At 71.6% G+C, this 12,740-nt stretch carries 11 protein-coding genes; 8 read left to right on the top strand and 3 right to left on the bottom strand.

Annotated elements, in window-relative coordinates; genetic code table 11:
* Positions 1-10 precede the first annotated feature (10 nt).
* A complete protein-coding gene (locus tag C4T78_RS20550) occupies positions 11-1,783 on the bottom strand; it encodes a glycoside hydrolase family 3 protein (protein WP_235863699.1) in 1,773 nt (590 codons plus the stop codon).
* A 528-nt stretch (positions 1,784-2,311) separates the two neighbouring features.
* Complete coding sequence (locus C4T78_RS20545; protein WP_093355973.1) at positions 2,312-3,151, bottom strand: HAD family hydrolase; 840 nt, start codon at positions 3,149-3,151, stop codon at positions 2,312-2,314.
* Positions 3,152-3,750: 599 nt separating this feature from the next.
* Here C4T78_RS20545 and ssd point away from each other — a divergent pair.
* From ssd to C4T78_RS20505, 8 genes are all read left to right on the top strand, one after another.
* Positions 3,751-4,839, top strand: a complete 1,089-nt coding sequence (gene ssd, locus C4T78_RS20540; protein ID WP_093355971.1) for a septum site-determining protein Ssd — start codon at positions 3,751-3,753, stop codon at positions 4,837-4,839.
* A 207-nt stretch (positions 4,840-5,046) separates the two neighbouring features.
* A complete protein-coding gene (locus C4T78_RS20535) occupies positions 5,047-6,255 on the top strand; it encodes a TadA family conjugal transfer-associated ATPase (protein ID WP_093355968.1) in 1,209 nt (402 codons plus the stop codon).
* Positions 6,249-7,040, top strand: a complete 792-nt coding sequence (locus C4T78_RS20530) for a type II secretion system F family protein (RefSeq protein ID WP_177247706.1) — start codon at positions 6,249-6,251, stop codon at positions 7,038-7,040. The genes C4T78_RS20535 and C4T78_RS20530 overlap by 7 nt, the downstream gene beginning before the upstream one ends.
* A complete protein-coding gene (locus C4T78_RS37070; protein ID WP_235863697.1) occupies positions 7,037-7,738 on the top strand; it encodes a type II secretion system F family protein in 702 nt (233 codons plus the stop codon). The genes C4T78_RS20530 and C4T78_RS37070 overlap by 4 nt, the downstream gene beginning before the upstream one ends.
* Positions 7,739-7,892: 154 nt before the next feature.
* Positions 7,893-8,108 (top strand): DUF4244 domain-containing protein, encoded by a 216-nt coding sequence (locus C4T78_RS20520; protein ID WP_218161661.1) that lies wholly within the window; start codon positions 7,893-7,895, stop codon positions 8,106-8,108.
* Complete coding sequence (locus C4T78_RS20515; protein WP_093355966.1) at positions 8,108-8,494, top strand: TadE family type IV pilus minor pilin; 387 nt, start codon at positions 8,108-8,110, stop codon at positions 8,492-8,494. Before C4T78_RS20520 ends, C4T78_RS20515 begins: the two co-directional genes overlap by 1 nt.
* On the top strand, positions 8,491-8,835 hold the full coding sequence (locus C4T78_RS20510) for an Rv3654c family TadE-like protein (RefSeq protein ID WP_093355963.1): 345 nt from the start codon (positions 8,491-8,493) through the stop codon (positions 8,833-8,835). Before C4T78_RS20515 ends, C4T78_RS20510 begins: the two co-directional genes overlap by 4 nt.
* 301 nt (positions 8,836-9,136) lie before the next feature.
* Positions 9,137-9,802, top strand: coding sequence for a bifunctional DNA primase/polymerase (locus C4T78_RS20505; RefSeq protein WP_093355960.1), 666 nt, complete (start codon positions 9,137-9,139; stop codon positions 9,800-9,802).
* A 106-nt stretch (positions 9,803-9,908) separates the two neighbouring features.
* Here C4T78_RS20505 and C4T78_RS20500 read toward each other — a convergent pair whose 3' ends face one another.
* Entirely contained in the window at positions 9,909-12,287 is a 2,379-nt protein-coding gene (locus tag C4T78_RS20500; RefSeq protein WP_093355957.1) for a DEAD/DEAH box helicase, read from the bottom strand.
* Between the last annotated feature and the right edge of the window lie 453 nt (positions 12,288-12,740).

Raw genomic sequence — 12,740 nt, 5'->3', positions numbered from 1 at the left:
CCACCTGCCGTCACCAGCCCAATCCGTGGCCGAAGGGGTACGCGTCGGTGCCGGGCTTGTTCGGGTCCGGCACCGGGACCGGGAGCTTGCCGACCGGCGCGATCTCGCCGAAGAGCACCTTGGTCAGCGATTCCATCGCAACCGGCTTGTCCGAGTAGGTGGCGAGCCAGGCGGGCGCGTCGGCGCGCGCCGCGTCGTAGGGGTCGCGGGTGGCGACCGCGATGACCGGCTTCCCGGTCTGCTGCAGGGCGCGCACCAGGTCGAGCTGCCCGGCGTTGGCCTCGCTCCAAGCGGCGTTGGTGAGCACGACGGTGACGTCGTTCTGCTTGGCCTGCTCGACGGCCTGGTCGATCTGCTCCTTCGTCGGCTTCAGGCCCGTGGCCAGCGCCGACGTCTGCGGTCCGCGCGCCCCGATCTGCTTCGCCAGCGCGGCGGTCGCGTCGTTCCCGGCGCCGGTCACGAACATCTTGGCCGGCGGCTTGAGCGGCAGGACGCCGTCGTTGCGCAGCAGCGTGGTGGTGCGGTCGGTGATCTCCTGCGCCTCGGCCAGGTGCTGCTTGCTGCCGACGATCTTGTCTACTTTGGACACGTCGACGAACGGGTTCTCCAGCACGCCGCGACCGGACTTCAGCGCCAGCACGCGCTCCACGCTCTGGTCGATGCGCTGCTCGCTGAGCTCGCCGCTGCGCACCGCGTTGAGCACGCCGTCGATGGCGACCTGCAGGTCGTTCGGCATGAGCAGCATGTCCGCGCCCGCCTTGAGCGCCAGCACCGGGATCTCGGCGTCCGGGTGCTTCTCCCGCACGCCGTCCATCTGCAGGGAGTCGGTGATGATCACGCCCTGGTACCCGAGCTCCTCGCGGAGCATCCCGGTGAGCACCTTCGGCGACAGCGTCGAGGGCTCGCCGGAGTCGTCCAGCTTGGGCACCACGATGTGCGCGCTCATCACCGCGTCGGTCCCGGCGCCGATGGCCTCCTTGAACGGCGGAGCGTCGAGCTGCTCCCACTGCTGGCGGTCGTGCTCGATCACCGGCAGCGCGGTGTGGCTGTCCTGGTTGGTGTCACCGTGCCCGGGGAAGTGCTTGACCGAGGCCGACACCGTCTCACCGGGCCCGGCGGAATCCTCGTAGCCGCGGATCTGCGCCGCGGTGAGCTGCGCGGCCAGCGCCGGGTCGGAGGAGAAGGAGCGCACTCCGATCACCGGGTTCGCCGGGTTGACGTTGACGTCACCGCTCGGCGCGAAGTTCTGGTTCAGCCCCATCGCGCGCAGCTCCCGGCCGGTGATGGCGGCGGCGCGCTCGGCGTCCTCGGGGCTGCGGCCGGAGCCGAGCGCCATGTTCCCGGGGAACTGGGTGGCGGGCTCGTGGATGCGGGTGACCTGGCCCTGCTCCTGGTCGGTGGAGATCAGCAGCGGCACCTTGGAACCGGAGTTGACCGCGGCGTTCTGCAGCCCGTTGGACAGCTCGGCGATCTGCTTCGGGTCGTAGAGGCTGTCGGTCCACGTGAAGTGGATGATGCCGCCGAGGTGGTACTTCTGCACCACCTGGGCCGGGGTGTCGACGCCGAACTCCTCCTTGTTCTTGGGGTGCGGGGTGTCGGCGGTGCGGCCGTAGGCGTAGGTGACGAAGAGCTGCCCGACCTTCTCCTCCAGCGTCATCTCCTGGAGGATCTCGGCGGGGCGCTGCGGCGTGCTGGCGCCGCCGGTGGCGGTGAGCGCCACCGCTCCTGCGGCCAGGGCGCTCAGCGCTATTGCGGCGCGGCGCGTTCGGGGCTTCGGGGACACAGTCGCCTCCCTGCGGGGCAGATCTTCGCCAGGCGGTAAGAGTTCACCACGAAATCGGACGATTTCGGAAGTTACTCACACGACCACGGCCGGTCAACGCTGCCGGTCGGCGTGGGCGAAAGATGCCACCGCGGAGACTGCTCCGCTCGGCGGAACCGGGGGCGGACGTGCGGCGGCGCCCGCCGATCAGATCGGCGGGCGCCGCCCCACTGCGCGAGAACTCGGGTTACCAAGCGTGCACTCGTGTCGTAACTTCCGGGCTAGGCGTCCGGCGTCCCGGTACGCAACCCCGTGAACGACCAGCCTTGTGTGCGGCAACGCGTGGGTGCTCCGGGCCTCGCGCGCGGAGTCCGATCGGGGTGGACGTTACTTCTCCTCCGTAACGTCCCTGGCCGACCGTGGTCCGCACTTCCATTTGTAGACGGTGACGCCCGTCACTGCAAGGGTTCCGACCGGTGTGGCCGCGACGACTTCGGGGGACTGGCGATCATCGCGCGCTCTGCGCTATGGGGCGGGCGAAAACGCTGGTCAGCGGCGGCGACGCCAGGCGCGCAAGCCCCACCACGCGGCACCCGCTGCGGCGACGGCGCCCATCCCGACGCCCGCCGCGGTGACCGCGGCGCGCGAGGGAGTGGGGATCCGGGCCCGCAGCGACACCGGGTGGTCGAAGGCCAGCGACGGCCAACCGCGCTGCACTGCTTCCTTGCGCAGCGCCCGGTCCGGGTTGATCACGGTGGGGTGGCCGACTGCTTCCAGCAGCGGCAGATCGGTGATCGAGTCCGAGTAGGCGTGGCACTCGGCGAGGTCGTAGCCGTGTTCCGCGGCCAGCTCGCGAGCGGCGATCGCCTTGTTCTCCGCCGAGCAGTAGAAGTCGACGTCGCCGGTGTAGCGGCCGTCGACCACCACCATCCGGGTGCCCGACCAGTGGTCCGCGCCGAGCAGCTTGGAGATCGGCGCGACGACTTCCTCGCCGGAGGCCGACAGCACCACGATGTCGTGGCCCTGCTCCTGGTGCTCGGTGATCAGCTGGGTGGCCTCCTTGTAGACCAGCGGGTCGACGATGTCGTGCAGCGTCTCCTCGACGATGGCGTTGACCTGCTCGACGTCCCAGCCGCTGCACAGCGAGGTGATGTGCGCGCGCATCCGGTCCATCTGGTCCGCGTCGGCGCCGGCCAGCATGAACACGAACTGGGCGTAAGCGCTCTTCAGCACGGCCCGCCGGTTGATCAGCCCTTCCTGGAAGAACGGCCGGCTGAAGGCGAGCGTGCTCGACTTGGCGATGATCGTCTTGTCCAGGTCGAAGAACGCTGCCACCCGGCGTCCGGTGGTGGGCGATGGGTTCGCGGGCTCTGTCACGCCGCACAGCATACGAGCCGGGCCGGGCCGCGGGCGGGCGCGCACGCACGGTGGCATGGACCACTGATGTTTCACGCTGCGTAAATTCTTGCCCGGGTATTCCGACTAGTGGGACAAGTTTCTTGACTCGAATGATTGCTAGTCGGCGATACGTGGGCACCGAGAGCAATAACGTTCCCTCAAATGGACGGGGGGCAATGCGGGTGATCTGCGGGATACAGTGTGTGGAGTCCGGCACGACCGGACAGGTTCAGCTCGACCCCCCGGAGCTGAACTGACGACGACCCCCGCCCCTCCCCCCTGGCGGGGGTCGTCCCATTTCCGCGGTGCGCGGGCGGTGTCCGATTCGCGAAGCCGCCAGGCGGGCGCGGGCCCGGAACTCGTGCCCAGGAATGATCTTGCGGGGCGGTGGGGGGTGGACAGCCCGCCGGTGATCCGCGGGTGGAAAGCGAATTCGCGCCACGCTTTCGAGTGAGCGGAGTTATCCACAGGGCGGGGATTTGTCCACAGATTCCGAAAACCCGCTTGGCATCGGCCGGAGTTCGGGCCACCTTGGTTATCGAGCGGAGCCGTTTTCGCTCTCGACCCCGAATCACCGGAAGGCTTTTGCCATGACTGCTGCACGCCCGCTTCTCATTGCGCGAGATGCCGAACTCGCCGAAGAAACCACTCGCCTGGCCGCCGCGTCCGGCGGCGATCTGGTGCGCACCCGGGAGCTGTCCGCGCCTGCTTGGCGCACCGCGCCGCTGGTGCTGCTCGACGCCGCCGCGGCAGCCGCCGGGGTGACCGGCGGCCTGCCGCGAAGACGCGGTGTCGTCGTGCTCTGCCGAGATCCGACGCCGGAGCTGTGGCAGGCCGCGTTCGAAACCGGCGCGGACCAGGTGATCGCCCTGCCCGCCGAGGAGACGAAGCTGATCGAGCTGCTGGCCGACGCCGCCGACGTCCCGGTGCAGGACGGACGCATCCTCGCGGTGCTCGGTGGCTGCGGTGGCGCCGGTGCGTCCGTGCTGGCCACGGCGTCGGCGGTGCTGGCCGCACGCGGTGGTGCGCGGGCGCTGCTGGTCGACTGCGACCCGCTCGGCGGCGGCGTCGACCTCGCGGTGGGCGCGGAGGCCGACGATGGGCTGCGCTGGTCCGGGCTGGCGGTCAACGCCGGTCGGCTCGGCGCGAGCGCGCTGCACGAGGCGCTGCCCGAACGCCGGATCGGGTCCGGCGCGATCACGGTGCTGTCCTGCGACCGCGACGGCCCTTCCACCGGACTGACCGCGGAAGGTGTGCGAGCGGTGCTGGCCGCGGGGCGCCGAGCCGGTGACGTCGTGGTGTGCGACGTGCCGCGAGTGCTCCCGGAACCGGCCGTCGCAGCACTGCGGGAGGCCGATCTCGTGGTCGTCGTCGTGCCTGCGGAGCTGCGCGCCGTCGCCGCGGCCGAGCGAGTCGTGACCGCGGTCGGGGAGCACGCAGCGGGGCCGATCCGGCTGGTGGTGCGCGGCCCCGCCCCGGGCGGGCTGCGGACGGCGGACGTGGCGGGAGCGGTCGGGGCCGAGGTGCTGACCGGGATGCGGCCGGAGCCGCAGCTCCCGGCGCTCCTCGACTGCGGCGGGCTGGCGTCCCGGCTGCGCCGTCGCGGTCCGGTGGCCCGAGCGGCTCAGCAGGTGCTGGCAGAGCTCGCTCGCCTCGAACCGGCCGCCCCGGCTTGCTGATCTGCCCCGGCGGTTTCCATTTCGACGCACTGATTTTCTTCCGGCTTTGTCCTGCGCAATGGCGGAACGGCAGTACCTGCCCAACTTTTGGTTTCCAGGTCGATGCGTGGCTGCTGAGCTCTGAGCTTTCGCCGAGCACGTGAGGCGATTTCGGCACTCCGCGCGGACGAGGTCGGAAAACCGCATGGAAAGGAGAGTGGAACGGTCATGTCCACGAGTCGTGTTCTGGAACCCGTCGACGGTGCGGTGGACGGCGAGCTGCTGGCGCGAGTCCGCAACCGCTTGGTCGGCAGCGGTGCCGCGCCGACCTCCAGCGCTGTCGCCTCCGCTGTCCGCGAGGAATCCGGCGGACTGGTCGCCGACGCCGACGTGCTGGCAGCGCTCCGGCTGGTGCAGCAGGAATTCCGCGGAGCGGGAGTGCTGGAGCCGCTGCTGCGCGACCCGGAGGTCTGCGACGTTCTGGTGACGGCGCCGAACAAGGTCTGGGTGGACCGGGGCAACGGTCTCCAGCGAGCAGCGGTGCGCTTCGCCGACGAGGACTCGGTGCGCCGCTTGGCGCAGCGCCTCGCGATGTCCACCGGTCGTCGGCTCGACGACGCCCAGCCCTGGGTCGACGCCTGGTTGCCGCAGGAGAGCGCCTCCGGAGCGGTGCGGTTGCACGCGGTGCTGCCACCGGTGGCGGGCGAGGGCACCTGCATCTCGCTTCGCGTCCTCCGCCCAGCGGTGCACGACCTGGCCGCCTTGCAGCAGTCCGGCGCCTTCGACGGGCCGACGGCCGACGTCCTGCGCGAGATAGTCGCCGCGAGGCTGGCTTTCCTGGTGGTCGGGGGCACGGCCAGCGGGAAGACGACGCTGCTGGCGGCGATGCTGGGCGAGGTCGCCGAAGCGGAGCGGATCGTCTGCGTCGAGGAGGCGGCGGAGCTGCACCCGCGGCATCCGCACGTGGTCCGGCTGCTCACGCGGCCGCCGAACGTCGAGGGTGCGGGCGAGATCCAGGTCCGCGACCTAGTGCGCCAAGCGCTCCGGATGCGACCGGATCGGCTGATCGTCGGCGAGGTGCGCGGCGGCGAGGTCCGCGAGCTGCTCTCGGCTTTGAACACCGGCCACGACGGGGGCGGCGGCACTCTGCACGCCAACTCGCCGCAAGAAGTCCCGGCTCGGATGGAAGCGCTGGCGGCGCTCGGCGGCCTGTCGCACACCGCGCTGCACAGCCAGCTCGCCGCGGCTGTGCAGGTCGTGCTGCACGTCCGGCGGAGCGCGCAGCGCGGGCGGCACCTGGCAGGCATAGGCGTGCTCCGGCGCGAAGGGGAGCGGGTTCAGGTCGTCCCGGCCTGGCAGCGGGATGCGGGCTGGACATCGGGCCGGGAAGACCTGGCCGCGCTGCTGGCAGCCCGGGGAGGTGCGTTGCCGTGCTGATCCTGGCGCTGCTGCTGGCCGTGGTGGCGGTGCTGTGCTGGCCGGAGATCAACGCTCGCGACCGGCTCCGCTCTCGGCAGGTCCGCGTGGTGCTCGGGTCGGTGCGCAGCATGCGGTTTCTCGTCGTGCCAGCAGCGGCGGTCGTCGGACTGGCTCTCGCCGGTCCGGCGGGCCTTCTGGCCGGGGCCGGGCTGGCCTTGCTCGGCGGGCACCACTGGCGATCTCTGCGCGGGCGGCGGGCCCGCCTCGCCAGGGCCGACGAGTTGACGGCCGGGCTGCGGCTGCTGGTCGCGCAGTTGCGAGCGGGTGCGCATCCGGCTGCGGCAGCGGAAGGTGCTGCGGCCGAGGCCGGGCCGGCGGTCGCCGGTGTCTTCCGGGACATGGCGGCCACGGTGCGGCTCGGCGGTGATGTGGCGGCGGTTCTGCGCGGCCACGACCTCGTCGAGCCGCGCGCACCGCTGGGGCGGGTCGCCAGGGCGTGGGCGCTGGCGGAGCGGCACGGCGTCGCGCTGGCCGACCTGCTCGACGCCGTTCGCCGCGATGTCGAGCGGCGAACGGCGTTCCACCGCGGCGTCGAGGCGAAGCTGGCCGGTCCGCGTTCGACGGCGGCGGTGCTCACCGGGTTGCCGGTCTGCGGCCTGCTGTTCGGCGAAGCGCTCGGGGCCGATCCGCTGGCGGTGCTCAACGACGGGATGTTCGGACAACTGCTCTTGCTGGTCGGAGCGGCGCTGCTGGCGGCCGGTGCGAGCTGGACGTTGCGGCTGACGGAGGTGGTGCAATCGTGATCGAAGCGGTGCCCGTGCTCGTGGCGGCCGCGGTGCTGATCGCTCCCACGGGCTCGGCGCGGCACCGGCTGCGGGTTCTGCGCCCGCGCTCCCGGCCCCGGCAGCGGGTTGCGGTCACCGCATGGGCGCTCCCGCTGGCCGTGGGATCGGTCGCGGTGCAGGTGTTCGGCCTGGTCATGGGCGTGCTGATCGGGCTGGCGGCCGCGCTCGCCGCACGCCGCTGGTCAGCGCTGATGGAGCGAAGACGGGAGCGGACGGATCCGCTGGTGCTGGCCGCGGGCTGGGACCTGCTCGCGGCGGGGATGCGGGCGGGCCTGCCGGTGCCGGTGGTCGTGCGGGCGGTGGCCGAGGAACTGACCGGCAGCGCGCGCCGAACCCTGCGCGAAGTAGCCGCTCACCTCGCGCTGGGATCGGACGCGGTGACGAGCTGGGAGCCTGCGCTGGCCAACCCGGACACCGCCGAACTGGCCCGCGCGGCGCGGCGAACCGCGCGCACGGGTCAGGGGCTGGCGGAGGTGGCGGCCGAGCTGGCCGAGCGTGCCCGCGCCACGGTCGCCGAGCAGGCCGAAGCACGCGCGCAACGAGCAGCGGTGTGGATCTCCGCGCCGCTCGGCCTGTGCTTCCTGCCCGCGTTCCTGTGCCTGGGCGTGGTGCCAGTGGTCGCGGGCACCCTGAACCGGCTCGCCGTGCCGGGGTAGCCGCCTGCGGAGCCCGGCGCCCGTTGGTCGTCGGCGCACCGCAGATCTCCGGTGATCCGGAAGTACCTGTGCAGAGGGGTTTTTCGGGCGATCAAGCCGCGGAGAGCGGTCACGTCCGAATCAGTTCTATGTGGACGGAAGAGTGGAGGAGAACATGACGAGATCGATCATGACTGTCCGGTGGTCGGCGGCTCGCAGGCTGCGGGCGTTGCTGCACGGCGATGGCGGGATGACGACCGCCGAGTACGCGATGGGAACGGTGGCCGCGGTCGCGTTCGCCTCGCTGCTGTTCGAGATCGTCACCGGCGGCACGATCAAGGAAGCCCTGACCGGCCTCATCGAACGCGGTCTGGAGGGTGGCGGTATCTGATGGCTGCACAGGTGGCTCCGGCACCGCGCGGTGCCGGAGCGGCCGATCGCGGCGCGGTGACGGTCGAAGCGGCGCTGGGCATCTGCTCGGTGATCGCCGTGTTCGTGCTGGGACTGGTCGGCACCAACGCGCTGATCGGCCACCTCCGCTGCACCGATGCGGCGGTGGAGGCGGCCCGTCTGGTCGCGCGCGGTGATCGGGCCCGGGTCGACGAGGCGGTGCACCGGATGGCTCCGGCCGGTGCCGTGCTGGAGGTGCAGGTGGACGGCGATGTCGTCCGCGCGGAGGTGAGCATGCCGTTGCCCGCTCAGCTGCCCGGTCGCTGGCTGCACGCGCGGGCGGTGGCCGTGCTCGAACCTGGTGTCGATGAGCAGGTGGTGCGATGAACCGCGACAGGGGCGCGGCGACGGCGCTGTCCGCGATCCTGGTGCTGGCGCTGCTCGCGGTGCTCGTGCTAGTTCTCCAGATCGGTGCTGCGACCATCGCCCGGCACCGCGCGGAAGGCGCTGCCGATCTCGCGGCGCTGGCCGCCGCTGCGCACGCGCCGAGCGGGGCGGAGTCGGCGTGCGAGCGGGCCGCGCAGGTGGCGGAGGGCATGCGCGCGGCGGTCGTCGAGTGCCTGCTGGAGGGCTGGAACGCCCGCGTCACGGTCGAAGCCGATCTTCCGGCCATCGTGCTGCTGGGCGGAAAGGCCAGATCACGGGCGCACGCGGGGCCGATCGAATAGTGATCGGCCCCGCCACGACGAACGGTCGACGAACGGTCCGCCAGCGGACGGCGACGCACGCGCCAGCAGCAGTTCGGGAACCGTTCACCCGGTTGATCTTTCGGTGGTCGTGTTCTGCTCGGAGGCGTTCGTCGCGGCTGGACGACCGGTCGCCGACGCGGGGTGTACTCAGCGGGGTGTCATGCCGTTGATTGGAGGTGTGAGCGGGAAGACTCGAAGTTCACGACAAAGAGGTCGCGAACCAGGTGGTTCCCCGAGACCACCGGTCCACCGCCCACTGTGGAACGAGGAGGCGGAACAGATGCATTGGTCGGCGGAGAGGTGGCAAGGTGCCTTCCGCGGCGTCCCGGCCCACCCGGCCGGGTTGACCAGCAGCCGGATCGAACTGCGCGTGCAGGCAATCGGATTCGCCTCGCGCGGTTGGCCGGTCCTTCCCGGAACCTACCCCGATGAAGACCGCTGGATCGGCAGGCATGGCCGCCAGGAGCACGGCCCGATGCCGGTGCACCGCGACTGGCAGACGCGGCTCGGCACCAACCCCGACGAGGTCACGGCCTGGTGGGCCGAGCACCCCTACAGCCTGCTGATCGCCACCGGGCACACCGTCGACGCGCTCGAGGTCGACGCGGCTCTCGGCCGGGCCGGCGCCTCGGTGCTGCGCGCCCTGGGCTTCCCGGTGCCGATCGTGGCGACCCCGCGAGGTCGCTGGTACTTCCTGATGGCCAGCGGCGGCGAGCTCGCCGCGGAACTGGCCGACGTGCCCGGAATCCGCTTGCACGGCAAGGGAAGCTGGGTGGCCATGCCGCCGACCGCCTACCCGGGTGGCGCGGTGCACTGGCGGGTCAAGCCGGAGGTCTGCGCCTGGCGGCTGCCCGCCCCGGACTTCGTGCAGGACGCGCTCCGCACGGGTCGCGAGAACCTTGACAACAACGCAGACGTGGCGGAACTCCTCGCGGCACGCAGGTGACGAACCTGCCGACCGTGCCGGCGCCGACCGGATCGGCACCCGCGCCCGGGCTCCCCGACACGACCGGACCCCGCACCTCCCCGAGCACGCACCAGTTCCTCTGTGCTCAGACCTGTTGCGGACCGTCGTGCAGCCCAGCCGGTCCACCGGTGCCGCCCCCGAGCACGGTCGACACCGCATCGAGAACAGCCACCGCCCCTGCCTTGTCCAGCGGTTCGTTGCCATTCCCGCACTTGGGCGACTGAACGCAGGACGGGCAACCAGCCGGGCAGTCGCAGGAAGCGATCGCTTCCCGCGTCGCGGCCAACCACGGGATCAATGCGGCATAACCGCGATCGGCGAATCCGGCCCCTCCCGGATGCCCGTCGTGCACGAACACCGTTGCCTCCCCGGTGTCGGCGTGCATCGCGGTGGACACCCCGCCGATGTCCCAACGATCGCAGGTCGCGAACAGCGGTAGCAGGCCGATCGCCGCGTGCTCGGCGGCATGCAGCGCGCCGGGGATGCGCGCCGGTTCCAGCCCGGCGCCCCCCGGCGCGCTGCTCATCAGCAGTTCCTCGCCGACCGTGTACCAGACGGCGCGGGTCAGCAGGGTTTGCGCGGGGAGGTCCAGCGCGACCTGGTCCAGCACCTGCCCGGACGGCCGCTTCCGCAGGTAGCCGACGACCTGCGAGGTGACTTCCACCTCGCCGAGGCAGACCGTCACGCCCCGGCCGGTGTCGTGCTGCTCGATGGTCCGCAGCACCGAGATGTCCACGACGTTGCGCGGTGAGGTGGTCCAGTCCGGGCTCTCCGCGTGCACCAGCGCGATGCCGGTCTCCAGATCCAGGTCGTCGACCACGAAGGACTCGCCGCGGTGCAGATAGACGGCGCCCGGGTGCACGGTGCCGCAGGCGGAGTCCGGGTCCACGGTGCCCAGCATCCGGCCGGAGTCGCCTTCGACCACGGCGATCGGGTGGCCGCCGGCGCCGCGCAGCTCCACGTTCCGGTGTGGACGTTCGCGGGAGGTCCAGAACCAGCCGTGCGGGCGCTTGCGCAGCACCCCGTCCGCGGTGAGGGCCTGCACCGCGCTTCGCGCGGCCTCGCCGCCGAAGATCGCGAACGACTCCTCGTCGAGCGGTAGTTCCGCGGCGGCGCAGGCCAGGTGCGGTTCGAGCACGTACGGATTGGTCGGGTCGAGCACCGTCGCCTCGACCGGCCGGTCGAGCATCGCGGGCGGGTGGTGCACGAGGTAGGTGTCCAGCGGGTCGTCCCGCGCCACGAACACCACCAGCGCGCCCTCGCCGTCGCGTCCGGCGCGACCGGCCTGCTGCCAGAAGGACGCGAGCGTGCCCGGGTAGCCGGCGACCACCACGGCGTCGAGGCCGGAGATGTCGACGCCGAGTTCGAGCGCGTTGGTGGTGGCCACCGCGCGCAGCTCGCCGGTGAGCAGCGAGCGCTCCAGCTCGCGCCGGTCCTCGGGCAGGTATCCGCCGCGGTACGCGGCGACCTTGCCGGGCAGCGAATCATCCACTTCGGACAGTGCGCGCTGCGCGGCGATCGCTGCCAGCTCGACGCCGCGCCGGGACCGGATGAACGCCAGCGTGCGGGCGTCCTCGATGACCAGTTCCGTCATGATCCGCGCGGCCTCGGTGCCCGCGGCACGGCGCACCGGAGCGCCGTTCTCGCCGATGATCTCGTCCAGCAGCGGCGGTTCCCAGAGAGCGATGGTGCGCGCGCCCCGCGGTGATCCGTCGTCGGTGATGGCGCGGCACGGCGCTCCGGTGAGGCGTTGCGCCAGCGCGTCCGGGTCCGACACGGTGGCGGAGGCGAGCACGAAGACCGGATCCGCGCCGTAGTGCTGCGCGATCCGGCGCAGTCGGCGCAGCAGGAGCGCGACGTGCGAACCGAACACGCCGCGGTAGGTGTGGCACTCGTCCACCACGATGTGCGTGAGCTGCCGGAAGAACCGGGCCCAGCGGCTGTGCCCGGGCAGGATCCCGTAGTGCAGCATGTCCGGGTTGGTGAAGATCCACCGGCCGTGCGCGCGGATCCAGTCCCGCTCCACCTGCGGTGTGTCGCCGTCGAAGGTGACCGCGCGGATCTCCTTCAGTCCGAGTTCGTCGACGGTGCGCAGCTGATCGGCTCCCAGCGCCTTCGTCGGCGCCAGGTAGAGCGCGGTCGCGCGGCGCTCTTCGAGCAGCCGGGACAGCACCGGCAGCTGGTAGACCAGCGACTTCCCCGATGCGGTGCCGGTGGCGACCACCACGTGCTCGCCGGCCCGGACGGCCTCCGCGCCTTCGACCTGGTGCACCCACGGCGCGTCGGCGCCGCGCTCGCGGAGCGCCTCGATCAGCTGCGGCGGGGCCCACTCCGGCCAGTCGGTGGTGCGGGCCGATCGGTTCGGCAGCTGCGCGACGTGGCGGATCGGCGATTCGCCGGTCGGCACGCCCGCCAACACGCGGTCGAGCAACCGCTTCCCTCTGTTCTGCTCCGCAGCGCGCACAGCAGCGAGCCTCGCACAGAGCGGCGCGGGGGCCGCGCACGTGTTCCGGGTTTCCGCAGCTGTGTCGGTATCGCCCGATCGGCTGGTTCCGGTCCACGGCGGTCCGCTGCCGCGCCGACGTCCGCGAAACGGCGCTATATACCTCATGTCACCCGATTGGGCCAAATCAAGATCGGGCCGAACGGGTGATCAAGTACGCCTCTGAATCGATAAACAGGTAACAGATTCCCACGTCGGAGAGAGGTGCGTATCACACCGTGAGGTAAGCCACTCGTGGCCTGAATAGACTCCCGAGCCACGACGTCGCCACGGACGGCCAGCGGACGATCACGGGCCGTACCGGGCGGGGCCGCCTACCGCGCACTGGAGCCGGTCGCGAGCCGGCAGGTCTCCGGTGCTGAACCGAGCACAACCCAGGAGGACGGATGTCCCTGCTCACCCCGGTCCAGCACG

Source organism: Saccharopolyspora kobensis (assembly GCF_900108315.1).
Classification (GTDB): domain Bacteria; phylum Actinomycetota; class Actinomycetes; order Mycobacteriales; family Pseudonocardiaceae; genus Saccharopolyspora; species Saccharopolyspora kobensis.
Note: the sequence above shows the minus strand (reverse complement) of the source record. Positions and strands in the feature narration are given on the sequence as shown.